Source organism: Parendozoicomonas callyspongiae (assembly GCF_023502345.1).
Taxonomy (GTDB): domain Bacteria; phylum Pseudomonadota; class Gammaproteobacteria; order Pseudomonadales; family Endozoicomonadaceae; genus Sansalvadorimonas; species Sansalvadorimonas callyspongiae.
Map to the genome: position 1 here is coordinate 19,770 of NZ_JAMFLX010000014.1, position 25,045 is coordinate 44,814.

The 25,045-nt window shown below is 48.6% G+C and carries 22 protein-coding genes; 16 read left to right on the plus strand and 6 right to left on the minus strand.

The genetic code is table 11. The features are described 5' to 3' along the window. The 3 genes from M3P05_RS11300 (at position 1) to uppS (ending at position 4,206) form a co-directional block, all read left to right on the plus strand. Complete coding sequence (locus tag M3P05_RS11300) at positions 1–1,125, plus strand: ABC transporter permease (RefSeq protein ID WP_249699738.1); 1,125 nt, start codon at positions 1–3, stop codon at positions 1,123–1,125. A gap of 288 nt (positions 1,126–1,413) precedes the next feature. Continuing rightward, positions 1,414–3,033 (plus strand): ABC transporter ATP-binding protein, encoded by a 1,620-nt coding sequence (locus M3P05_RS11305; RefSeq protein ID WP_249699740.1) that lies wholly within the window; start codon positions 1,414–1,416, stop codon positions 3,031–3,033. Positions 3,034–3,252: 219 nt separating this feature from the next. Next, entirely contained in the window at positions 3,253–4,206 is a 954-nt protein-coding gene (gene uppS, locus M3P05_RS11310) for a polyprenyl diphosphate synthase (protein WP_249699742.1), read from the plus strand. Positions 4,207–4,435: 229 nt separating this feature from the next. On the opposite strand, the gene M3P05_RS11315 is transcribed toward uppS, so the two are convergent. Continuing rightward, positions 4,436–4,855: an OsmC family protein gene (locus M3P05_RS11315; protein WP_249699744.1), complete on the minus strand. Its 420-nt coding sequence runs from the start codon at positions 4,853–4,855 to the stop codon at positions 4,436–4,438. 167 nt (positions 4,856–5,022) lie between these two features. Here M3P05_RS11315 and crp point away from each other — a divergent pair, with 167 nt between their 5' ends. The 8 genes from crp (at position 5,023) to M3P05_RS11355 (ending at position 11,380) form a co-directional block, all read left to right on the plus strand. Then, positions 5,023–5,676: a cAMP-activated global transcriptional regulator CRP gene (gene crp / locus M3P05_RS11320; protein ID WP_249699745.1), complete on the plus strand. Its 654-nt coding sequence runs from the start codon at positions 5,023–5,025 to the stop codon at positions 5,674–5,676. A 50-nt stretch (positions 5,677–5,726) separates the two neighbouring features. Then, positions 5,727–6,824, plus strand: coding sequence for a tRNA (uridine(54)-C5)-methyltransferase TrmA (trmA, locus tag M3P05_RS11325; RefSeq protein WP_249699747.1), 1,098 nt, complete (start codon positions 5,727–5,729; stop codon positions 6,822–6,824). Between the two features lie 140 nt (positions 6,825–6,964). Continuing rightward, a complete protein-coding gene (locus tag M3P05_RS11330; protein ID WP_249699748.1) occupies positions 6,965–8,167 on the plus strand; it encodes a hypothetical protein in 1,203 nt (400 codons plus the stop codon). Positions 8,168–8,298: 131 nt separating this feature from the next. Next, positions 8,299–8,967: a SanA/YdcF family protein gene (locus M3P05_RS11335; RefSeq protein WP_249699750.1), complete on the plus strand. Its 669-nt coding sequence runs from the start codon at positions 8,299–8,301 to the stop codon at positions 8,965–8,967. A gap of 43 nt (positions 8,968–9,010) precedes the next feature. Further along, entirely contained in the window at positions 9,011–10,183 is a 1,173-nt protein-coding gene (locus tag M3P05_RS11340; protein WP_249699751.1) for an aromatic amino acid transport family protein, read from the plus strand. A gap of 63 nt (positions 10,184–10,246) precedes the next feature. Continuing rightward, entirely contained in the window at positions 10,247–10,570 is a 324-nt protein-coding gene (locus tag M3P05_RS11345) for a DsrE family protein (protein ID WP_249699753.1), read from the plus strand. A 6-nt stretch (positions 10,571–10,576) separates the two neighbouring features. Continuing rightward, the gene (locus M3P05_RS11350; RefSeq protein WP_249699754.1) at positions 10,577–10,990 is read left to right on the plus strand and encodes a DsrE family protein; all 414 of its coding nucleotides are present in this window, start codon (positions 10,577–10,579) and stop codon (positions 10,988–10,990) included. Between the two features lie 9 nt (positions 10,991–10,999). Then, complete coding sequence (locus M3P05_RS11355) at positions 11,000–11,380, plus strand: DsrE family protein (protein ID WP_249699755.1); 381 nt, start codon at positions 11,000–11,002, stop codon at positions 11,378–11,380. Positions 11,381–11,526: 146 nt separating this feature from the next. On the opposite strand, the gene M3P05_RS11360 is transcribed toward M3P05_RS11355, so the two are convergent. Then, complete coding sequence (locus M3P05_RS11360; protein WP_249699756.1) at positions 11,527–12,228, minus strand: SET domain-containing protein-lysine N-methyltransferase; 702 nt, start codon at positions 12,226–12,228, stop codon at positions 11,527–11,529. Positions 12,229–12,377: 149 nt separating this feature from the next. Between M3P05_RS11360 and M3P05_RS11365 the strand changes: the two genes are divergently transcribed. After that, positions 12,378–14,306 (plus strand): NADAR family protein, encoded by a 1,929-nt coding sequence (locus M3P05_RS11365; protein ID WP_249699757.1) that lies wholly within the window; start codon positions 12,378–12,380, stop codon positions 14,304–14,306. Positions 14,307–14,423: 117 nt separating this feature from the next. Further along, positions 14,424–15,383: a magnesium/cobalt transporter CorA gene (gene corA / locus M3P05_RS11370; protein WP_249699758.1), complete on the plus strand. Its 960-nt coding sequence runs from the start codon at positions 14,424–14,426 to the stop codon at positions 15,381–15,383. Positions 15,384–15,432: 49 nt separating this feature from the next. Here the strand turns inward: corA and M3P05_RS11375 are convergent, their stop codons facing one another. The 3 genes from M3P05_RS11375 to M3P05_RS11385 are packed head-to-tail and all read right to left on the minus strand — an operon-like array spanning position 15,433 to position 19,129. Then, positions 15,433–17,403 (minus strand): GldG family protein, encoded by a 1,971-nt coding sequence (locus M3P05_RS11375; protein ID WP_249699759.1) that lies wholly within the window; start codon positions 17,401–17,403, stop codon positions 15,433–15,435. A 14-nt stretch (positions 17,404–17,417) separates the two neighbouring features. Then, positions 17,418–18,152, minus strand: a complete 735-nt coding sequence (locus M3P05_RS11380) for an ABC transporter permease (protein ID WP_249699760.1) — start codon at positions 18,150–18,152, stop codon at positions 17,418–17,420. Next, positions 18,152–19,129 carry an ABC transporter ATP-binding protein gene (locus tag M3P05_RS11385; protein WP_249699761.1) on the minus strand — a complete coding sequence of 326 codons (978 nt, stop codon included), beginning with the start codon at positions 19,127–19,129 and terminating at the stop codon, positions 18,152–18,154. Before M3P05_RS11385 ends, M3P05_RS11380 begins: the two co-directional genes overlap by 1 nt. Positions 19,130–19,341: 212 nt before the next feature. On the opposite strand from M3P05_RS11385, the gene M3P05_RS11390 reads away from it, so the two are divergent. The 3 genes from M3P05_RS11390 (at position 19,342) to M3P05_RS11400 (ending at position 23,585) form a co-directional block, all read left to right on the plus strand. Beyond that, positions 19,342–20,583 (plus strand): hypothetical protein, encoded by a 1,242-nt coding sequence (locus tag M3P05_RS11390; protein WP_249699762.1) that lies wholly within the window; start codon positions 19,342–19,344, stop codon positions 20,581–20,583. Positions 20,584–20,813: 230 nt separating this feature from the next. Then, positions 20,814–23,204 (plus strand): Lon protease family protein, encoded by a 2,391-nt coding sequence (locus M3P05_RS11395; protein ID WP_249699764.1) that lies wholly within the window; start codon positions 20,814–20,816, stop codon positions 23,202–23,204. A gap of 60 nt (positions 23,205–23,264) precedes the next feature. Next, a complete protein-coding gene (locus M3P05_RS11400) occupies positions 23,265–23,585 on the plus strand; it encodes a heavy metal-binding domain-containing protein (RefSeq protein ID WP_249699765.1) in 321 nt (106 codons plus the stop codon). Positions 23,586–23,890: 305 nt separating this feature from the next. Here the strand turns inward: M3P05_RS11400 and amrS are convergent, their stop codons facing one another. Beyond that, the gene (gene amrS, locus M3P05_RS11405; protein ID WP_249699766.1) at positions 23,891–25,000 is read right to left on the minus strand and encodes an AmmeMemoRadiSam system radical SAM enzyme; all 1,110 of its coding nucleotides are present in this window, start codon (positions 24,998–25,000) and stop codon (positions 23,891–23,893) included. Between the last annotated feature and the right edge of the window lie 45 nt (positions 25,001–25,045).

Genomic DNA, 25,045 nt, shown 5'->3' on the forward strand with positions numbered 1-25,045 from the left:
ATGCAAACCACACACGCAACCGGCCAGGATACCCGGAAACGCCCTGAGCCAAAGAGTGAGAAGTACAGCGCCTTGGTATGGCGGCGGTTCAAGCGTAACCGGATGGCACTGGTCGCCCTGTGGCTGATGGCCATGCTGGTGACACTCGCCATTTTTGCCTCATTCTTCTCACCCCATAACCCCCAGGAAAGAAACAGCAAAGATATTTATCTTCCTCCTCAGTCTTTGCAGTTCAGTGATGACAACGGTTTTTCCCTTCGCCCGTTTGTGCATCCGGTCATCGTTGACTTTGACCCTGTTACTTTCCAGCCCCTCTACAAGGAAGATACCAGCCAGAGGGTTTACCTGAAGTTCTTCGAACAGGGCTGGGAATACTCCATTCTCGGAATAGACGTATCGACTCACCTGTTCGTTGGTGAAAATGGTGAAGGCGTACACCTACTTGGCACTGATGGCTGGGGGCGTGACGTACTCAGTCGGATATTCCATGGTACCGGCATTACCCTGTTCCTGGCCTTTGTAGTGATGATCATCTGTGTCACCATCGGCTCGTTTGTAGGTATTGCCTCGGGTTACTATGGCGGCAGGACTGACCTGTGGGTACAACGGGTTGTGGAACTGATGCTGGCGTTTCCTGAACTGCCGCTGTTCCTGTCCGTTATTGCTATTCTGCCCAAAACCTCTTCATCCGAAAGCACGCTGATCCTGTTTATTCTACTTCTGGGTGGCCTGAAATGGGCCCAGCTGGCCCGTGAAATTCGGGGCAAATCACTGGCACTGCGCAATGTTGACTTTGTGAAATCAGCAGTGGCCGTTGGTGCAACCGACAACCGAATCATTGTTCACCATATTCTGCCCAATGTGATGTCCCACGTTATTGTGCGGGCGACATCCATGGTGCCCCAGATGATCCTGATCGAAAGCTTCCTGAGCTTCCTGGGTGTGGGTATTCAACCACCACTGGTCAGCCTTGGTCTGATGCTGAATGCTGCCAAAGACTTCCAGGTACTCGGCTCTTACCCATGGCTGTTGTCACCTGTTGTCTTTATCTTGATTGCCGTTCTGGTCTTTAACGCCGCTGGTGACGGTCTGCGCGATGCCATTGACCCTTACTCCAAGCAGTAACATCCAACCATTAGGTTCTGTTGACGTAAGTTTGTGCAATTCAGTGGCTCAGAAAGCCGCTAATCACAAGAAAGGCTTGCGAAGGTGTAGTGGTTCTACATCAAGCGAGCCTGACGTAGGGAGTGGCGGCTTTCTGGGCCACCCGAAGGGCGCCAGCGAGGCTTTCCAGCTCGTCGTTGCAGCCGTTCGAAAGACAACCAGTCTTCCTTCACGTCAGCGTCTAGATCTGAAAAGCCTCGCTGGCGCTGAATGCACAAACTTACGTCAGCAGAACCTAGGAGAAACACAATGAGTTCTGAAAACCTGATGCTGGATGCACGTAATATCCAGGTCAAGATTCCCGTTGAGGGCGGCGTTGTGGAAGCAGTTCAGGATGCTTCCCTGAAAATATTCGAAGGACAGACAGTTGCTCTTGTAGGCGAATCTGGCTCCGGAAAGTCTGTAACCGCCCGTGCCATCATGAAACTCCTGCCCGAACGGGCCATTGTGGGAGAGAAGTGTCAGGTCAACTTCCAGGGTGAAGACATCAAGGACTGGACCGAAAACCAGATGCGCAAGGTTCGTGGCAATCGCATTGCCATGATATTCCAGGAACCCATGACCTCCCTCAATCCGATCTACACAGTGGGCCAGCAGATCGCCGAGGTGATTCATGAACATCATCCGGGGAAATCAAAGCAGGAAGTCAGGGAACAGATTATCCAGCTTCTGAAGGAGGTAAGGATTCCTCAGGCGGAAGACCGTGTGGATCAGTACCCCCACCAGATGTCCGGTGGACAGAGACAGCGGGTTATGATCGCCATGGCTCTGGCAAATAACCCTGACCTGTTAATCGCTGATGAACCCACCACAGCCTTAGACGTCACCGTACAGGCAGAGATCCTCGAACTTCTGCGTCAGCTTCAGCTCAAGCACAAAATGGGCGTTCTACTGATCACCCATGACCTGACCATTGTCCGCCAGTACTCTGACTGGGTATATGTGATGCAGCATGGCAAGCTGGTTGAAGACAGTTCAACAGAGAAACTCTTTGCCAAGCCACAACATCCTTATAGTCAGCACCTTCTGGGATCAGAACCCAAAGGGACAGCACCAGCTTTGCCGGAAGATGCCGCAGAGCTGATTGATGCCACTGATATGGAGGTTGTTTTCACACTGAAACCCGGTGTCTGGTGGAAACGTCAGCCACCCAAAATGCTGACAGCTGTAGACAATATCTCACTGACCCTGAGAAAAGGGGAAACTCTTGGCATCGTGGGAGAATCGGGCTCGGGCAAAACCACACTTGGTCATGCCCTGCTGCGCCTGATTGATTCCACCGGTGAAGTTATCTTTGATGATATGCGTATTGACCAGTTTGACCGAAAAGGCATGCAACCACTGCGCAGAAAGATGCAGATTGTCTTCCAGGACCCTTTCTCTTCTCTGAACCCTCGTATGACTGTACGACAGATTATTCAGGAGGGGATGCTCATCAATAATATTGGGGCAAACGCCAAAGAACGGGAACAACTGGCCATTCAGGCACTGCAGGATTCAGGACTGGATGCTTTTGCTCTGGAACGTTTCCCCCACGAGTTCTCCGGAGGCCAGAAGCAGCGGATTGCTATCGCACGGGCCATTGCCATGGAGCCCGAGTTTATCCTGCTGGATGAGCCTACTTCAGCACTCGACCTCTCAATACAGAACCAGATCATCCTGTTGCTGCGGGAACTTCAGGCTAAGCGGAACCTGTCTTACCTGTTTATCAGCCATGACCTGCGAGTCGTCAGAGCCCTGTGCCACAGAGTTATGGTGATGCAGCATGGCAAGCTGATTGAGTATGGTGATTCGTCCAAGGTTCTGGAAAACCCGGAGCATGAATATACCCGCAGGCTGATTAAAGCTGCTTTTGAAATTGCAGCTTGAGCAGGGGAAGGAAGAAACAACTGACAGGTCAGCGACATACGCCAAACTTCAGAAAAAACGTAACACTACACACTGCTTGCAAAAGAGGCTGGGGGCCTGATGTCTTCAAAGGCCAGGGATGGTTCATGGGCGTGGAAAATATCAGGTGACTAACTGCCAGGTATCAAACTTTTTGAATTTATGTACTAGCCTTGCAGCTCAACTTCATGGAGCCTGCCGATGTCGTCGCGTTCACAACCGCAGTCGAATTTAAGGATGCAGATCGCCTGCATGCTTATATTGCATGCTTTGATTAGCACATGCTTGGCGGATAGTTTGAGTAATGACGGCTATCAGGTACGGATCGGTCAGGTTCTTTCAGGTATAGCTCAAAGTGTATCGACGGCGGCACAATATCCGTCAATGGCACTTCCTCTCAGCAGGTTCAAAAATCATTTACAGACCGAGTATGATGAATTTTCTATTCCAAAACAGTTAATAAGTGTTCCCGGCCATGTTGCCTTAATTCTGGACGGAGATCGTCGCTGGTCTGATGAGCAAAATTATCAGGATAGAGCCTATGGGTATCTGTTTGGCGCGCTTCGTCTTGGACAAATTATGGCACTGGCTCAAAAGTCAGGCATTTCCCAGCTCACTCTGTATCTGTTTTCAACCGAGAACTTTCGTCGGCCTGAACATGAAGTTCGTGTCCTCATGAGTCTTTTGGAGCAATCTTTTCAGCAGTTCCAAGATCAACTTGTGGACTCAAATATGAGGTTCCGTCACCTGGGGCGCAGACAGGGTTTACCTAAAAGTTTATTGGACACCCTTGATGTGCTTACGGCGACCACCGCCAACAATACAGGGATGCGAGTAAATCTGGCCATCAATTACGGGGGAACAGCGGAGATCGAAGATGCCGCTAAAGCCATATTAAAAAGCTACGTAGATGGTACATTGCCGGATCAATTCAGGTTTAACGATTATCTCTACTCATCGTCACTTGATGGCTGGTCAAACCCCGATCTGGTCATCCGAGCCGGAAGGGAAAAAAGAATAAGCAATTTTCTGCCGCTGCAAAGCATCTATTCCGAGTGGGTTTTCCGCAATGAGCTATGGCCCGCATTTACACCTGATGTTTTTATTGAATCATTACAGGAATTCAACAAGCGAGAACGGCGCTTAGGACGATAAAAACCTGAAAAAGAGCCTTCCGTAATTTAAGTGGACGGTTTGGCATAACCTAAAGCACTCAATGCGAGGGTACAGATAGGTTCGGCCCTGCGTAGGTTCGGCCCTGCGTAGTACAGAAGAACAGGACCAGAGATACGATTTTTTGAAACAAGGCGGTTGAAAAAAGCCTGAATCTGATCAGCCTACTACATTATCGAATTGACGCACCGAAGGTGGTACATGGGAATGATTAAATGCTTTTCACTTCATGGCTGTGTGTTACTTCAACACCGCCATTACCCAGCATAATGGATACTGAGCAGTACTTATCTGCAGAGAGTTCTACGGCACGCTTAACCTGCGCTTCACTCAGATCACGACCGGTCACAACAAAGTGCAGATGAATCTTGGTGAAAATAGCAGGTACCGCATCGGCACGTTCACTACTCAGTTCAACTTCACAGTCGATAACATCCTGACGCGCTTTTTTCAGCATGCTGACCACGTCAATGGACGAGCAACCACCAACAGACATCAGCACCATTTCCATGGGGCTGGGAGCAGAACCTGAACCACCGTACTGCTCAGAAGTATCCATAGTAATGCTGTGGCCACTGGCAGAACGGCCGACAAAACGCATGCCATCAACCCATTTAACCTGAGCTTGCATATGTAATTTCCCTTGAAAAAAAACGCCCGTACCGGTATTAACATCTAAAGAAACGGCCGGCAGGGTTTAATGAAATTTGCGACAGCAGTGTACCTTGCTGAAAAGAAAAAGAAACCGGGTTAGCTCTAGGTTCTATTAACGCAGGCAAAACCCGACAGTCGTGGACAATGAGTATAGAAGTCCTTACCCGCCATATTCCCCAGGAGAGGAAAGAACGCACCGAGCGTTTCCTGAATCACTGTCATATCCAGCACTACCTTCCTCATACCAGTATTCTCAACGGCCAGGAGGCCTCCGACTCCCTTTATTTCATCGTTGATGGCTCTGTCACCGTATTTATTGAAGATGAAGGCAGGGAAGTCATCATCAACTACCTTAATCGTGGTGACTTCTTTGGCGAACTTGGATTGTTTGCCATAGAAAAGAACAACAACAGGCCGGTCTGGGTCAAAACCCGTACCAAGAGCATCATCGCTGAGATCAGTTACACCAAAGCCCGTGAACTGACACGGGATATGCCGGATATTCTCTACGATATCAGTCGCCAGATTGCCCAGCGCCTGCAGCTGACAACCCGTAAGGTAAGTGACCTGACCTTCCTGGATGTAACAGGCAGGGTGGCACGCACTCTTCTCGATCTGTGCAAACAGCCTGATGCCATGACCCATCCTGACGGTATGCAGATCAGCGTAACCCGCCAGGAGATTGGACGGATCGTCGGCTGTTCCAGGGAAACCGTCGGCAGGGTGCTGAAAAACCTGGAAGATGAAGGCATGATCTCAGTTAAAGGGAAAACCATGGTGGTCTTCAATACCCGTTAGACGTATCATCCGTCGCCATTTCAAGCATTTCAAACGGGTAACTTAGCCAGATGTCCACTGGTACTACATATCCTGAGCGCTATGAAGCCCTGCTGTCGGACAAAGCCGAACGACTCAAGCAGCTTTTCAGCGATTTCCAGATTCCTGAACCGGAAGTTTTCACTTCAGCCCCCGAAAACTTCCGTATGCGTGCGGAGTTTCGTGTCTGGCATGAAGGTGACCAGACTCACTACATCATGTTTGATCAGGAAACCCGCGAGAAAGTCCAGGTTACTGAGTTCCCGATAGGCTCAACACGCATTAATGAGCTGATGCGCCCTGTAATGGACGCTCTGTGTCAGCAGGAAATACTGCGCCGCAAGCTGTTCCAGGTTGAGTTTCTCACCACTCAGGCAGGTGAGGCCATTGTCTCTCTGCTTTATCACAAGCAACTGAGTGAAGAGTGGGAAGCCGCAGCCCGTCCGCTGCGTGATCAGTTTGGTATTGAAATTATCGGTCGCGCCCGTAAGCAGAAAATTGTTCTGGACCGTGACTATGTGACTGAAGAACTGAATGTCTGCGGCCGCCTGTGGCGTTATAACCAGGTCGAGAACAGCTTCACCCAGCCAAATGCCGGCATTAACGAAAAGATGCTGAGCTGGGCCCAGGAAGTGACTTCCGGCAGTGCCAGTGAAGAAAAAAGCGATTTGGTTGAACTGTACTGCGGTAACGGTAACTTTACCTGCATTCTGGCCCAGAACTTTGACCAGGTGCTGGCCACAGAAATTTCAAAGTCCTCGGTAAATTCTGCCCACAAGAACTTTGAAATGAATGCGGTGGACAATGTCACTATCGCCCGTATGTCCAGCGAAGAGTTCACCCAGGCACTGAACAAGGAACGCCCTTTCCGCCGCCTGGCCCACGTGGATCTGGACAGTTACAACTTCAGCACCATCTTTGTTGACCCACCCCGTGCCGGACTTGACCCGGCGACTGAAGCCCTGGTTCAGCGTTTTGACCGGATTGTTTATGTGTCCTGTAACCCGGTTACCTTAAAAGAGAACCTGGAAACCCTGTCCCAGACCCACAGGATCGAAAAACTGGCTCTGTTTGATCAGTTCCCCTATACCGATCATATTGAAAGTGGCGTGCTGTTAACCCGCAAGTAGATATCCTTTCTCAAATCCCCACAGCTTTTTGTCATGATACCTGCGGGGATTTTTTGGTTTTAACAAAATTTAATTTAATTAATAAAGAAATCAGCTTCTAAACTTGGGCAAAAGACAACAACTCTAATGCCAATATTCCAATGACAGTGCCCCAGTCCAATATCTTCATTATTATCGCGTGCCTTCTGTTTCTGGCAGGCTGTGCTCTCAGGAAAGGGGTAGTCACATCCCAGGCTGAGCAGAAGTCCTATGACTTGCTACTAATCGCCTACGACAATGGCGATGGTCGCGCATTTCGCAGCCTCCTGCCCGAGCTGACCAATCGCAATATCAGCTGGCATGTTATTGCCTTTGGCCCGGCAGCAGATCTGTTTGAACCTGGTGAAAACATCACCATCCTTAATCAGCAGGTTTCTGCACAGGAAGCTCTGAAATGGAAAGAAAATCGCCGGCAGCAACTGCCGGATCAGGTTATTCAACTGCTTTTGGATAAAATCAAACCCCGCATACTGATAACAGGCATGGCTCATGCGGAGCAGGCGCGGCTGACTTCACTCTGGTGGCAGCAGGGTGTCTGGACCATCGCTTTTTATGATAACTATGAATCGCCCTCTGAGCAGGGCTGGGTTCAGCCATGGCTGGAGCAAAAGCCTCCCGTTGAAGAGATCTTTGTTCCTTCAGCACGCCTGAGCAAGAGTTTCCCGGAGAGTATTTCCCGCTCGAAAGGCATAAGCGTTGTCGCTCATCCCACTCTTAAGGAGTGGGATGAAACTATTAAAAGAAGTCATCCGGAAGTTTTAAGGGAATCCCTGAAACTTGGCAGCCAGCCAGTTGTGCTGATTGCCGGTGGGTATGATAAAGGTTACCAGAACAGCCTGACTCTTATGGCTGAAGCCGCAAGTCTGCGACCGAACCTGCAATGGCTGGTTGTCCCACACCCACGCAACAAAGGCGAATTTGAACGAGCTCTGCTTAACAGTGATAATCCACCTCCCTTTCAGCTTATTGAGAATGAACCCACGGTTCGCCTTGCAGGCATAGCTGATCTGGTGATGACTCATCGCTCGACCGTTGGCTGGCTGACTTCTCAGCTGGGTATACCGACACTGTTCGTCCGCCCGGAAGCACCACCGGAACACTTGGCGAATAATCGGATTACCATGGTGAACAGTGTCTCGTCATTATTAAATGGTATTCACCGGGAACTGGATAACCCCTCACACAGTTCTATTCCGGCAAGAATCAAAGAGCTTCCCCATATTTCAGATATCATCCAGAAGCGATTAAACCCGGGGCCAGGCAAGCCTATGCAAATTGACTATGTTGAGGACGTCGGCCAATAGCCATTGGGGGATACTGGTCATCCCTCACTTTACTCCTAACCGTCAGGAACGTTAGGCTATTCCTATGGCTAACAATCCTGTAAATATCCTCATTACTCCTCAACAGCATTCTTCAATCTCCGGTTCCACCTATGTCTGACTGGATGACACGAAAGAGAATGCTGATACTGCTTACCCTTGCCATTTCAGGGGTGATGACAGCTGTTGCTGTGAGCAGCCTGTTTGTTGCCCGTCAGGCCTCCCCCTATCTTTATGATGATATTCAAGCTCTTCCCGGTAATAAGGTTGGAATAGTCCTCGGCACCAGTCGTTATACCTCAGAGGGCAACTTGAATGGACATTACCGCAGGCGCCTGGAAGCCGTGACAGCATTAGTTCGAGCCCATAAGATCAAGTATGTTCTGGTCAGCGGTGATAATGGCACCCGCTGGTACGACGAACCTACACGTATGAAGCGTGACCTGGTTCGCATGGGTATATCACCGGATATCATCTATCGGGACTATGCCGGTTTCAGAACACTGGACTCCATAATTCGTGCCAAAAAAGTCTTCGGACTTGAGAATTTCACGGTTATTACTCAGCGTTTTCATAACGAGCGAGCCCTGTTTCTGGCCAGGGCCCATGGTATTTCTGCAATAGGCTTTAATGCTCGGGGCACTCTTGTGCAGACAGACTTCAGCAACCGCATCCGTGAAGCACTGGCCCGGGTGCTTGCGATTATTGAAACCTATATTTTAGGTACAGGTGCCCAGGTGTTAGGCCCTGAAATTGTTATCGGAGATACTCCTCCAACCTAGGTTTAACCCCAGAGTCCAGCCCGCCTGCTATGCTGACGGGAATATGATAAAACCATCACCTCCCGTCGGCGCTACATTGATCGTAGCTGGCACCACAATCGGTGCCGGAATGCTTGCACTTCCCATGATTTCTCACGGTCTGGGTTTTGGCGTGATGGCTGCCTTTATGCTTATTACCTGGGGGATGATGGCTGTTGCAGCCCTGTTAATACTTGAAGTCAATCTCACGATTAAACCTGGATGCAGCTTGTTTGTTATGGCCACAGAAACACTGCAAAACAAAGGGAAGTTTCTTGCCATAGGTTCCATGCTGTTTCTATTCTATGCCCTTTTGGCAGCCTACATTGCCGGAGGCGGCAGCCAGCTTGGACAGTACATTCCTGAACATAGTGAACTGCCCATAGGTCAAAACAGCCAGGGAATGCTGTTGTTTACACTCCTGTTCGGAACAATGGCTTCAGCCGGAGTGCGTTATGTCGACATCTGCAATCGCCTGCTGTTCCTGTTTATGCTGGGTGCTTTTGTTATTGTTCTGGGAATTCTCTCACCAGAAGTTCGTCCTTCTCAACTTATCTCCTTACCAGAAAACAAGTGGCTGGGAATAACGGTTTTACCAGTAGTATTCACCTCATTTGGATACCACGGCGGTATTCCAAGCCTGATTGCCTACGTTGGCCCGAACCGACAGCTGCTTAAACGCATTTTCCTGCTGGGAAGCTTCCTTCCACTTCTGGTATATCTTCTCTGGCTGGCAACGGCTCTTGGACAGCTTGATGCAAATCAGCTTGCAATGATTGCAGATGACGGTTCAGTAACAGCTCTGGTAACGGCACTGACAGAGTCCAGTCATTCTTCTTTTCTGGAATCATTTATCCATATCTTTACCGATCTTGCCCTGATCACTTCCTTCCTGGGTGTTGCCCTTGGGCTTTTCGATTTTATGCACTCAGCTTTGAACTCTTCATCCAGAGTAAAAACAGCAATCGCTGTTTATATTCCACCGTTGATTATTGCCAGCCTGATTCCAGGGGCGTTTGTTGTGGCACTCAACTTTGCTGCTCTGGCACTGGCTGTTCTGGCTATCATCCTTCCGGCCCTGATGCTGCTTGAACTTAGAAAAAGAGGGCTTGTTAGCAAGAGTGCAACAGGAATCCTGTTCTGGCCAACTGTACTTTTTGGTGTTGCTATTTGTCTGCTTACCCTTTTTTACTCCTGATAATTCCCTCAATACCACCAGAACATGCCTACACTGTCAGCGACTCTATTCAGGAGTTCTTGTATGTCGAATTACATGTTAATACTGTCCTGTGGTCCGTCTGAGGGTCGGTTTCACCGGGCAGAAGAAATGGCCAGGATGCTCAGGAATCAAGGACATGAAACCACGCTTTTCCTGGTACAGAACGCCACTCTTGCCGCTCGTCCCTCTCCTGCCGGAAAACCCTTGCAGGATCTAACATCCCAGGGTATTTCGGTTCTGGCTGATGAGTTCTCTCTGAAAGAAAGAGGGATCCTGCCTGCTCAAATGGCCCATGAAATTTCACCGGCTTCTCTCGATCTGGTTGTTGATGCTTTGGCAGCAGGCCACAAGGTTCTGTGGGAGTAAGCGATTATGAGTATATCCCTGACCTTTGCTCTTATGGATGCTCCATACGAAAGCTCCAGAACAGTTACAGCCCTCCGCCTCATAGATATCGCTGCACGCAGAGGATACGATCTCAAGATTTTTGCTTATGAAGGAGCTGTAGCCCTTGCATACAAAGATCAGGCAGCCCATGCCAATATTGTGCACAAACATGACATAGAAGAGGAAAACCATCCTCTTCCACATAAGTGGATAGAAAGCCTGCATGAAACAGCTGTCCAGCACAAAGGAAGTATCGAATGGGTCAACTGTGACATATGCGGTGATGAACGGGGTATTGATAACTATGTTGAGTGTACACGAGGGGGAACACATGTAGATTTTTGGCAGTTTGTCAGCAGTACTGACAATACTCTGGTCATTGGAACTACAACAACGTGAGAGGAGACCATGAAAGTATTAAGTATTATTAGTACTCCATGGAGAGCAACTCTTGAGGAGCAGGATGACACGATCATTTGGCTTATGCACGCAATAGCAGATGTTGGTGCAGAGGTTGATGTTATTCTCTATGGCGATGCTGCAGGCTACGGAGCCAAAGGCCTTGATGCCAGAGGCTTGACCTTTGGGCAGACATCACAGAGTAACCCTCCAGATATCAACCGAGACCTCATCAACTTTTTGAAAAGGGGCAGAAAAGTGTTTATCTGCGAAAAGTCACTTAGTCACCTGGGAATCCATAAAGACTCCGTTCTTCCGGGCCTTGAACTGGTCAGCAAAGACAAGTTGGTTCAACTCTTTGATCGCTATGATAAAGTCTGGCATTGGTAACCGTATGGAATTGCCAGAGGCCGTTTATCCCTGTCTTATTCTTCTCGACAACAATAAAGGTTTGCAGGGATAGATACAGCGTTTATCCTCTCTTACCGGAGAGAGGTCATAACTCGGTAACCGTTGACCGGCTTCCGGGTATAGGTTTAGTTTTTCTTTTTCTTTCTGCGGTTGCGCTTTCCACCACGCTGCTGACGGATAACAAGAGCCTCCTGGGTTAAACGTACCCAACCCTCCTCGTTAACTGTCACGAAGCGCTCCAAGTCTGTTTCAATATGATCAGGCACTACGGAAAAATCTTTATCCCGTCCAGGGTGATAGTCCCAGAACAGCTCTTCACCAGGCTCTATCTCCCGCAGGGAGACTGCCACCACGTGAAGATTCTCCGTCACAAACATTTCCAGGTTTGGATCATCATTGCTGTTTGCATATCGCATGACAGATGTACAATGCGCCCCATCAATACCGGTTTCCAACTCAGGGTAATCTCCCTGCCAGGGTTGATCATCCTCTTCTTCATCCACCAACCAGAGAATATAGGTATCCTGATTGAGAAAATGCGGCTGGCCCTGCTCATCTTCCTGCCACATAACATAACGCCCAGTTGCTGGAACCAGAAGTCGGTACGATTTTCGGCCGGTGTACTCACCTACAACTCTTCCAGCCGGAATAAAGTTTTTGGTGAATAAGCCTGTTCCTGCCTCATCCAACTGACTTTCACCCGATTCCAGATGAAATTCATAATTAGCGAGACGGGCTTTTAATTCGGCAATTTCACTTTGCAGACTGATGATTTTCTCAGTGGTCATCGAATCTTCTGTTGCCTGGGTCAGATCAGTACTGTTCATGGTTCGAATTACTATCCCTGATTTTCTTGTTATATATCCAATCACATAACTCCGTGTGATTGATTATTCAGCTTACCAGCTTACTGCGTGATTAAAAGCCGGATTGGATTAATATTAAATGAATAATCAATCATCTCAGCAGGGATGCTATGGGCCCGGAATCGCGAATCAATGGTCGCCACTGGAGATCTGTCCAGGAGGATATCGGGCGAAACCCCAAGGACTATATAATTCAGAACAATGGCAACCAGAAATGGCTGGAAACCAGATCGGGTTTGGTCGTATGGCGAGAGGGCACACAAAAGTACAATTTGGTCAGAACCTGTAATCCCAGTAAAAAGAATGATGTCAAGCACTGCCTTGACCTTGTTGATGACCTTCCAGAAGCAACCTGCAAGCTTTTACTGGAAAGAAAAATAACACCCCACGGTACAACCACTTCACTGTATCGCCCTCCAAATCCAGCATCTACTCCCACTTCACCTGCTCCAACACCAAGCTCTTCACCATCAATGGTTCCGGTTGATGAGAAAACAGATGAAGGCGATGAAACAGTAATCACACCTCCCTCTGCCACTTACTCGACGACCTCTGATTCCCCGCCAAATGAAAAAGAGACCGGCAGGCAGTGGTTTGATGCATACATCAATCCATCAAAGTTACTGCCTGGCAGCAGGTGGTCTTTAGATGCCATTCATAAACTTAGTGAGCAACAGTTTGAGGACGAGCACGATTTTATCGAGGCTATGTTCCCCAACCCTGAGCCAGGACAATACCACAACCCGCAAATGCCTCTGCTTTCTGCCCCCATGGCTGATGTAGTCAATAGCTCAGACGCTCTAAAGGAGCAGGCACTCAAAAATCTTGACAGAGTGCTTGAACATATGGGGATATCCCGGGATGGAGAGACCTTTCAGGTAGTTCCCAACGCATGGGAGAAAACAGACCGCTGGCTGCCTCCACCAAACGGTAAGGATGATGACCACATCAAGCTGAGAATCACCAGAACTCTGATTTTCCTGCATGAGTGCGGCTTACCCCACGCCGAGGGTCTGCACCAGTTACTTCAAACCGAACGAGAAGCTAATGGCTGGCCACGAGTTGATTATTGGGATGAAGCTCTTGGCAAAGGCTCCATACAATCCCATCCAGCTCCGGGAATCATTGGGGTACCCGGAACCAGTTCAAGCAAGCTCCCGCTGCCTCCGACAGCAGCACCAGGTAAACCTCCTGTTCCGAAAAGAACACCACCAGTCCGCAGGACAGGACTTGACTTAACTCGCCCAACAACAGGGAGGACTCCCGGAGCTCCAGAAAATAACTCAATTGCCTTGAACCCAAACCCAAATCACAAACCCAGTCAAAGCCACTGCAGTTACACTATTCCTGCATTTGATCGCAATGGTCAGCTTATTCATCTGAAAGTCCAGGATAATAACTATGATCAGGTCAGGGAGTTTCTGGAAAAATCACCGAATCACCCTTACGCCCAAAAACTGAATGATAAAAATGGTGTTGGCTCTGAAAATGGAGCAATCCGTTTTTATGATAATGCTTACGATCGACGCCATAGATTAAATAATGAATACCTGACAAACACCCATCGTCATTTTCAGGGTACAACACTTGTTCCCTTGACATTTCCAGGTGACCCTAATCAGTATCACAGTGTTGAACAGTATTTTCAGTCCAGAAAATTTATTGATGGGGCAAAGCAGGGAGCAAGCAAACACCTGCTCAAAACAGCATGGCTGGACGTAATGTCATCCAATAATGGAAAAGAGGCATCAGAAAGAGGAAGAGAGCAAAAATACAGTGACTTGATTGATTTTGATAAATGGAATCAAGTCAAACAAGGTATTATGTACCGAGCCATACTGCACAAATTCCAGCAAAATGCCGAGCTTCGACAGAAGCTGATAGCCACATGGCCCAACGTCATAATTGAAGATACATCAGAACAGCAGGAGCATATTGATGATTACTGGGGCAGTGGTATTGGCGATGTCGGTTCCAATATAACTGGCCAGATTCTCGGACAAGTCAGGGAAGAGCTGATGGCAAACCCGCAACCATAGTACCTACCCCGATTTCTGTTAACATCCCCGGGTAACTATTCTACACAGACTTTCACAGATCCTGTGTTAGAATGCCGCGTCCTTTCATCCCACCTAACCACGGGAGCAGCCGTTCGTATGATTACAGCTTACCGTCTCCAGCAAAACCGTCTCCAGATTGATCAGCTTGGCCTCAATAATGCCTTGCCAGGAGATACGGTATGGCTGGATGTGGTTGAGCCGACGGACGAGGAGCGATCATGGTTGGACAGTTATTACGTTGAAGAAGTCCCGGACAGCGAAGACCTGAACGAGATTGAGGCAACATCCCGTTTCTACCAGGATAAAGATGGCCTTCATATTACCAGCTTCTTCCCTCACCGCTCAGGCAAGGAAGTGCGTAATACCAGCGTCTCATTTAACCTTCGCCCTCACCTGCTGATAACCCTTCGGGATGAAGAAGTTGGCCTGTTCCGACTGGTTAGAAATTACCTGAAACGCCAGCACTTTGATCTGGACTCTCCGATGATTGTCCTGACAGCTCTGTTTACAGCCAAGGTTGACTACCTTGCTGACCTTCTGGAAGAAGTTTACGAAAGCCTTGAGCTGGTCAGTGAGATCACCCTGCGTGAGGACACCAATGATGAAACCCGAGACCAGGCCCTGAAAGAGATCGGCCAGCAGGAGGACTTGAACGGTAAAATCCGCCTGAGTCTGCTGGATAGCCAGCGCTCCCTGCGTTACCTGGTTCGTAACCGCCGTATTCGCCTGGCGGATCATCATCAGCAGGAAATTATGGAAATGCTGCGGGATATCGACTCCCTGCTTCCCCATACAGCGTTCCTGTTCGACAAGATCAACTTCCTTCAGGAAGCGGTGATGGGTTTTATCAACCTGGAACAAAACAAGATCATCAAGACCTTCTCTGTTGTGGCAACCGTTTTCATGCCTCCAACACTGATTGCCAGCAGCTACGGTATGAACTTCTCGATTATGCCCGAGCTGGGTTGGGAAATGGGTTACCCCTTTGCCGTGAGTTTTATGATTCTGAGTGGACTTGGTACTTATTACGCCTTCAAAAAGAAAGGGCTTCTCTAGTTTCTGTGCAGAATCCAAAAAAATGCCGCTCAATGAGCGGCATTTTTAGTTACTCATGAGTAACTCTTCGCCTGCGCACCTTCCAGAACAACGCAAGGATTGTCAGCAGGATCGGTATTAAAAGAATATTAACGATTTTCAACTGGTAGCCCAGACGTTCAATATCACGATTCAATTGATGCTGAACATCTCTCAGCTGTTTACGAATCTTAAGCTTCTCCTGCTGAAACTTTTTCAGCTCCTCAGCCTGTTCCGAACTGAGAACCATTTCATCCTTCTTGCCCTGCTTTTGCATTTGCAGCTGTACCAGTCTGCTCTCTGTTGCCTGTAGCTGCTGGTTTAACTCTTCTTCTGTTTTCAGGAAACGGGCCTGAGCCTGACGCTCCAGTTCATCAACCTTGGTGAACGGACGGGAAAACTGGCCCCGGCTTCGAATACTGATAAGGTCTGCATTTCCCGTCAGATTATCGACCATATTCACAACCATATCGCCATTACTGGCAAAGGGCGAAGCGACCTGCTGACCAAAGAAGTTGGCAACCTGCACCCATAGCCTGTTTGAAATTACATCCGTATCCGCCACCACAATAATATTTACAGGTCCATCAGATCCCATAAGGTGGGGCTTTTCTTCTGCGTTCTCTTTATCAGAGTTCTTAGCCTTTACTGTTTCCTCTTCCTGCTCTTCCATAACAGTCTCATCACCTTCCGGTGCTTTGACTTGTGGCTTTGGCCTGCCATCAGGAAATGCGGTTTTTACCGGGCCGGTAACCCTTGCAGCCAGGGTGTAAACATCTCCAGTGGGATTGAAATCCTTGTAAAGGACTTTAGGGTCAAAGAGCATTTGTAGCTGGGAAGCATCCAGCAGAGCAGAACTTTGACTTGACTGAACCAGAGGCTCGAAAGTAATTCCCGCTCCTTCTCTCTGGCGAAGAGCACCGACGCTGGCAAAGTTGATGGTTTTCAAGTTACCGGTCACAGCATCATTTCCATCAAGATTGTCCGGCCCGTAACCCAGGATTCCCAGGTGCCTGACGGAACGCCCGGTTCCACTGCCAACCGTAAGAGCATGCTCCTCATCAGCAACAAATTTCCCGGGAACCATCTCAACACCCCATGCTCCCATCAGCGTTTCCAGGTACGCCGACTGGTTTCCGCCGCCCATGGGATGCATTCCCCCGCCTGCTGCTTCTGAGTGAGGATCAAGGAATACCAGAGCATGCCCACCTCTCAGCACATACTGGTCAACGGCATACTGGGCTTCTGGTGAGAGATCAGGAAGGATCAGAATCAGAAGGCTGATGTCATCAGGGATGCTGGTCACAGAAAGCCCCAGATTCTGAACCTGATACAGTTTGTTGAGTTGAGATATGCTCATCCACGGTTGTGAGGATTGCCGGGTTGCCATATCAAAACCACCACCGGTCACGGGAATACTGCTGATTATTGCCAGCTTGGGTTTGCTGGACTGGGTCACACTGTAAATCAGGTGACTGATATCATATTCAAGAAAGCGCTCTTTATCCGGGGAAAGGAAACTGATCAGCTCCTTCTTGATTTTGCTTTTATTTTCTTCACTGCTCTCATCGAGATTTTGTCCGTCAAGGGCCACCAGCCCCATGTAGATCTCCTTGCCTCCCATGGATAAAGGCACCGCCTGCAAACCATAGCCAGCAGCCTCATCCTCCTGCTCGGAGAAAGGTTCGGGATCGATGATATCCAGCTCAATCTTTCCACCGGATATCTGGGCATATTCCTGCAAAAGCTCCTGAACCCGGTCGGCATAGTTTCTAATCTGGGGGATACCTTCTGTCTGCTGTCTGGAAAAATAGAATTTCAGAGTTACCGGCTGCTGGAGGTTGCTGACCAGATTTCGGGTTCCCTGGGAAAGGGTGTAAAGCTTGTCCTCTGTCAGATCTACACGTGCACCACGAAAAAGAGCCTGCACAGCAATCGTCAGGACCAGGGCTGCAACTACCAGTGCGATCAGGCCAGCTTTGGAAAAAAGTCTGCTGCTCATTTTTGTTTTTCCCCCTAGTCAGCTTTTTTCATATCAATAATCACAGCCGTAGCGAGCAGCCAGACACCGATCATTATCAGGAAATAAAGCAGGTCTCTCAGGTCAAGAACTCCCTTGCTGACTGCTTCAAAATGGGTAAGAAAGCTTAACCCAGCCACACCATCAACCAGCCAGGAAGGAGCCCAGGCCTGAAACGACTCAAGAACAAGCGGGAAGCCAGCAACAACAAACAGAAAGCAGATAACCACAGTCAGAATGAAGGCAATCACCTGATTATTGGTAGCCGCAGACATACAGGAGCCAATAGCCAGGAAACCTCCTGCCATCAGCCAGCTGCCTATATAGCCAGCCAGAATGACTCCGTTATCAGGATCTCCCAGATAATTGACTGTCATCCAGATGGGGAAGGTCAAAGCCAGCGCTATGCCTGTGAAAACCCATGCTGCCAGAAACTTTCCAACCACTGCGGTTTTCAAAGACACCGGAAGTGTTAGCAACAGCTCAAGAGTTCCTGTCTTTCTCTCTTCAGCCCACAGACGCATACTGACCGCAGGTATCAGAAACAGATACAGCCAGGGATGAAACATAAAAAACGGCATCAAGTCTGCCTGACGCCGTTCATAAAAACCTCCCAGGTAAAAGGTGAACACCCCCGTCAACATCAGGAAGATAACAATAAATACGTAAGCCAGTGGCGTTGAGAAATAGCTGTTTAATTCTCTGTGGAAAATCACTCCTGTCTGGTTCATTAAGCAGCCTCCCCATTACTTGTTTCACTTTCTTTTTCTGGTTCACCCAAGTTGCTTGTGGTCAACTGGCGGAAAACATCATCAAGCCTTCCCCTCTCCATAAACAACTCCTGAACATTCCAGCCTTTCCTTATGGCAAGATCATGAACGGCATTGAGCAGGTTGCCATTTGGCTCGGGTAACACTGTATACAGGCCAGTGTGATCACTGCTGACTTCAACCCTGGCAGCACCAGCAACAGACTCTAACGCCGTAACAGCATCTTCTTCGGGTACATCAACAAGATCAATGCAGACAGCTCGGTGATACCTTGAACGTGCCTCAAGTTCCGATGGAGTCGCATCTGCCAGAACCCGCCCCCTGGCAATAACAATGGCGCGCGTGCAAACTACAGTCACCTCCTCAAGAATATGGGTGGAGATAATGACAATTTTCTCTTTTGCCAGCCCCCGAATAAGCTCTCGCACCTGATATTTTTGATTGGGGTCGAGACCATCTGTCGGCTCATCCAGAATCAGGATTTGCGGATCGTGAAGAATGGCCTGGGCAATACCAACCCTGCGCTTGAACCCTTTGGAGAGCGTATCAATCGGGCGGTTACAGACAGATTGCAATTCAAGGAGGTGAATTACCTCATCAATACGACTGGTTTTGTGTTTTCCCAACAGTCCACGAATATCAGCGATAAATGAGAGGAAATTTAACGGGGTCATATCCCCGTAGGCCGGAGCCCCTTCCGGCAGGTAACCAACAAGACTTTTGGCTGCAACCGGATCGTTTGAAACATCGAAACCACATAAAGAGACACTGCCACTGTCCGGGGTAATAAACCCGGTCAGCATTTTCATGGTGGTTGATTTACCGGCCCCATTTGGGCCAAGAAACCCAAGGACTTCCCCCGGTGAAACATTGAATGTAATACCGTCAACAGCCTGAAAGCCATTGAATGCCTTTTTCAGATTATCGATTCTTATCATTCTCAAGCAAACCCATTGATTTTTACGCAACCATGCCCAATCAAAAAAGGTAGTTATTATTTTTCGGCCTGCAAGTCCCTTTAAAACTGCGTAATGTCTCTTTGCACATCACACAGCATCATATTCTTTGGGATTACTGTAATAATTATCACGCCTTTCTGTTACACAAAAGCTATGCTTTCAAGAATCTGCATGGAAGCATAACAACCAACATGAGCTTGATTAATAGGCCCAAAACTCCTCCTTCACCCAACCTGGCAACTGAAGAATCACCGCTGCGCCCAAAGGCCAAAACCAGGACGTCACGAACCTGGTTTGGCCATACCAGTGAACGCATTCAGGGGCAGATCAACAGGTTTCTGTCTCCCCAGATACCCAGAGCCTCACTGCAGGATATCCCACTGAAGTCACGTCTGATTTACATTGTAAAATCTGTGGTGTTGATGATTATCAGCGTCAGTGCCAATTACCTGATAAAAGCCATATCAACTCTCGAAGATGCGCTTGTTAATCAAATCAATAAGGCTCGGGGAATCTCACCAAAACCAGGAAGCCAGAGGCAAACCCTGTTCAGCCACTTGGCTTTTCCACACGCAGAAGCCATCAAGGGTACCCGGTATCCCCATGGCATACCTCAGCAGGACCTCCATCTTTACACCAATCCAACTCTTCTGGTTGTTGAAGGAGGAGAGGTCAATCGGTTTGGGCATGCCGTTATTATGTTTGGCGATCCGTCTTCCGGAGAGGCGCGCTATATCCAGATCAGTTCAGGCAATAACTATCCAGAGCATATGACATCAACTGAGTTTGATGACTTTCTGGAAAAATGGGGATGTCAGGTCAGCTACGAGGTCAAACTTCCCGTGAGCGATAACACATTGCTTCAAAAAGCTGTAAACAATGCCTCAATGGCAAAGTGGCGCTGGGGTGGACCAACACAGAACTGTCTGGCCTTTGCCTACAGACTGGTTGATGCAAGTGGTGGCGATTCAACACTGTTAAAGCAGTTTGACACTGTTTCCAATGAATACCCGGCTCTGGCCCTTCAGGGAGTTGGCCAAGCTATTCACAATACTGTTCAAAGCCTGCCTGACCTTGAGAATCCGGACGATATTGAAGAAAAGCTCTGTGTGGCGGCCTCCCATGCAGCTGAAAAAACTCCATGTAACCCAGCGATGCCCAAAACATATTTTCATGAGATGATGAATCAAGTTCTCAAAGAACTGCAAAGTCTTAATCTACCTGATGATGTGCATCGGCACCTAAAGAAGGCGCTGAAAAGAAACTGTATTCCTAAAGCACTGGAATTTATAGAAAATTCAGCAGTAAAATTTACCAGGAACATTCAGCGCCATCATGCTGATTTACCATTAGACGCTGCCAGAAATATGCCCGTTGGCCTGCGTAATGTAGGCCCCCAGACTCATCGAGGCTTCAACGAGGATAACCTGTAGAGTGCCTGACAGTTTCTCAAAAAACACTCTATCCTGAACAGTTTTCCAGAGTCATATGGTGCCGGTCTTGAGTTAAGGACTGAGAAAGCGCCCGGCTTCCGGCCATTCGATATTTTGAAAGATGATTGTAAAAAATAATCAAAATCGGGATCCCAGGCTTTTGCCTGTCGCAAGTCCTGCGAGCTGCGGGGTATGATGGAAACCGAAACAGACCAGGGAAAAAGACATTAATGTCAACAGCAGTCAATAAAACCAGAGTTCCAGTCAACCAGCTGACTGCCCGACAGCCCATCAAGGAGTTGGGTTTTAAATCGACTGATGAACTGGAGCCATTTGCCGGTATTCTAGGCCAGGAACGGGCTGTCACTGCCATGCGCTTCGGCGTGGCCATGCACAGATCTGGTTACAATATTTATGTCATGGGTGAGTCCGGCACCGGCCGTACATCCTATATTCGTCATCATCTGCAGACCGAAGCAACCAACCTTGATACCCCCAGTGACTGGGCCTATGTCAATAACTTCGACAATAACCGTGAGCCACTGGTACTCAAACTTCCGGCTGGCACCGGTGCCAAGCTGCAGACAGATTTTACCAAGCTTGTTGATGAGTTACTCGATACCTTCCCGGCCGCCTTCGAGAGCCCGACTTATCAACAGAAGAAGAGCCTGATCGAACGGAAATTCAACCGCAGCTACGACAAGGCTATTGAAACCGTGGAACAGGAAGGTCTTAAACGCCAGATCTGCCTGTTCCGGGAACAGGGTTCCCTGACCTTTGCTCCTATGAAAGACGGCAAACCTATGGATGAAACCGAGTTTGCCCAACTGCCCGATAGAAAGCGCAACAAGTTCAACAAAGATATTGCAGCCTTGGAAACACTGCTCAACCAGGAGCTTTCTGAACTTCCCAAGTGGAAGCGTTCATCCAGTGAAGACCTGCGCAAACTCAATCATCAAACCATTGATGATGCCCTTGAGCCGCTGCTTAAGCCTCTGCGTAAAACCTATGGAAAGTTTGCCGATGTTACAGAGTACCTGAATGCTATTACCGAAGATCTCCACAAAACCGTGGTCGAGCATCTTGCTGATGAGCGTGGTATTGAGTTCAAGGAAGATGCCAGCAAACGTAACCTGCTGCAGGATATGTATGTTCCCAATGTCGCTGTAAGCCATGAGGAAGAGGCGCCTGCACCGGTTGTTTTTGAAACCCACCCCAGCTATCGCAATCTGTTTGGCCGTATTGAGTACACTGCCGAGATGGGTGCCCTGCTGACCAACTACCGTCAGATCTGTCCGGGCAGTCTGCACCAGGCAAATGGTGGTTTTCTGGTACTGGAGGCGGCCAAGCTTCTGGAAGAACCCTTCGTCTGGGAAGCTCTGAAAAGAGCCTTAAAAGAGAAGCAATTGAAGATCGAATCTCCGGCCAACGAGATGGGACTGGTCAATACCATCACTTTGAATCCGGAAATTGTTCCTCTGGATGTCAAAATCGTGCTGCTGGGCTCACGGCAGATTTATTACCTCCTGCAGGAGCTTGACGCAGACTTTCATGAGATGTTCAGGGTTCTGGTGGACTTTGATGGCCACCTGGAACGTACACCTGAGACCACTCACTCTTTCGCCCGCCTGCTCCATACCCGGGCTTCCGATGAAGGCTACCCTCCTCTTACTGCTCAGGCTGTTGCCAAAATGGTGGAACACAGTTCACGGCTGGCTGAGCATAAAAGGCATCTAACTGCCCATATCGGTGATATGTTCGACCTGCTTGCTGAGGCTGACTATATCCGTCGCTCCTCCAATGGACGCAAGATAACTCATACCCATGTGGATATGGCACTGCAAAACAAGGCCGAACGTACCAGCCGGGTCAGCAAGGATATTCTCAAAGAGGTTCTCGAAGGGAGCATTCTGATCGATACCGATGGAGAAGCCATTGGCAAGATAAATGCTTTAACGGTTCTCTCTGTTGGCGATGCCAGCTTCGGCTCACCAGCCAGAATTACCGCTGCTGTTTACCCTGGTTCCCAGGGAATTGTCGATATCGAACGGGAAGTTCAGCTGGGCCAGGCCATCCACTCTAAGGGTGTGATGATCCTTACAGGTTACCTTGGTGCCAAATATGCCCAGAAGTTCCCGCTGGCTATCTCCGCCAGCCTGGCCATGGAGCAATCCTACGGTTACATCGATGGAGACAGTGCTTCCATGGCAGAACTGTGCTGTCTGCTTTCTTCTCTGGTTGACGTTCCCATCAAGCAGTCCTGGGCGCTGACCGGTTCAATGAACCAGCATGGCGAGGTTCAGGCGATTGGTGGGGTTAATGAAAAGATCGAAGGTTTCTTTGATCTTTGTGAAGCCCGGGGGCTGACTGGTGACCAGGGTGTGATCATCCCTGCCGCCAATGTTCGTAACCTGATGCTGAATGAGAAAGTGCTTACAGCTGTCAAGCAGGGGCAGTTCGCCATCCATGCAGTGTCACATGTCGAAGAAGCCCTGGAGATTCTTACCGGGCGTAAAACCGGCAGCCTTAATATCCGTGGTAAATATCCCAAAGGCAGCCTGAATGAACGCGTACTCAAGCGTTTAATGGAAATAGCTGACCTCGCCAAAGATAATAACTAACCTGTTCTTCCGATAGGCAGGAGCCAACCGGTTCCTGCCAGTTTGTTCCGGAGACAGAGAATGCTCAAAACAACAACTCCATCCGTACAAGGACATTCGATCAAAGAGTATAAGGGCGTTGTCGTTGGTGAGGCTGTTGTCGGTGCCAATATCTTTCGTGATCTGTTTGCTTCCATTCGGGATATCGTCGGTAGTCACTCTGGTGCTTACGAAAAAGAACTGGCAAAGGCCCGTGAAGAAGCATTTAAGGAACTGGAAGAAAAAGCTATCGAAGCGGGTGCCAATGCAGTCGTAGGCATTGATCTGGACTATGAGGTTGTTGGTGAGAAAGGCAGCATACTGATGATCAGTATCAGCGGCACAGCTGTTGTTTTAAGTTAAATGGGAAGTTCTAAAAGAAAAAACTCCAGCCCGGGGGAACGGACTGGAGTTCAAAGATTTGACTCTGCCACACACTAACAAAGCCAAGACACCAAACACACAAGGAGCAAGAGGTCGATTGGGGTTATCTCCCTCTTGCTACTTATGACATCAGGATTCGAAAAAAGTTCATAAAAAAATAAAATTATTTTTGTGTTTACAGATTTATTACAGGAGACGAAAAAACAAATAGTAAATTTATTATTCGTGGCAGCAAATCGCGCATAAAAAAGTATGCTACGACTTTAGTCCGATAGATTGTTCGACTAGCTCATCCGTACTGGTATTCTTCGAGCCCCCCATACTCCACACTCAGGTTCAAACCGTCCAGGAACTTCTGTTTTACATTTCTGGCACTGCCCTTTGTCATTCAGCCCCCATGTACCCAACTGATACCAATCACGTTCGATTAACAGCTCATGGCAGTTCGGACACCAGGTGCTGCCTCCATCACTGTCGTGCACATTGCCAGTATAGACATAATGCAGCCCATTTTTCAGAGCAATTTCTCTGGCACGTGTCAGTGTCCTAGCAGGTGTCCTGGAGTAATCCATCATCTTCCAGTCCGGATGAAAGGCGGTAAAGTGAATCGGAACATCAGGGCCAAGGTGCTCCATAATCCAGCCACTCATCTCATCCAGTTCCTGATCACTGTCGTTTTCTCCAGGAATCAATAGTGTCGTAATTTCAAACCAAACACTGGTCTCTTCTTTGAGATATTTGAGTGTTTCCAGAACAGGAGCCAGCGAACATCCACAGATCTTTTTGTAGAATCTCTCAGTAAATGCTTTAAGGTCTACATTGGCAGCATCCATATAATTGAAGAGCTCTACCCTTGGCTCCGGACAGATATACCCCGCAGTCACAGCAACTGAGTATATATTTCTTTCTTTAGCAGCAATCGCAACATCCCTGGCATATTCAAGGAAAATTACCGGATCGTTATAGGTAAATGCCAGACTGCGGCAACCTATCTGTTCCGCTTTTAATGCCAGCGCTTCCGGCATAGCCTGATCAGCAAGAGTATCCATTTCCCGCGACTTGCTCATATCCCAGTTCTGGCAGAACTTGCAGGCAAGATTGCAACCCGCTGTACCAAACGACAGCACGGGTGTACCCGGAAGAAAATGATTCAGTGGTTTCTTTTCGATGGGATCGATACAGAAGCCGCTGGAGCGCCCATAACTGGTCAGCACTACGGCATCATTGTGGCGCTCTCGAACAAAGCAGAGCCCCTGCTGTCCTTCCCGCAGCTTGCAGGCCCGTGGACAGGCATCACACTGCAAACGGCTGTCTTCCAACTTATGCCAATAGTCTGTTGGAAAATATCGAGGAGGCTGTGAAATCAGCCTCTTTCCCTCATTATTGCTATCCATATCTCAACACCTCTGGTTCAACGAACCTCAGGTTTCTATAATTAT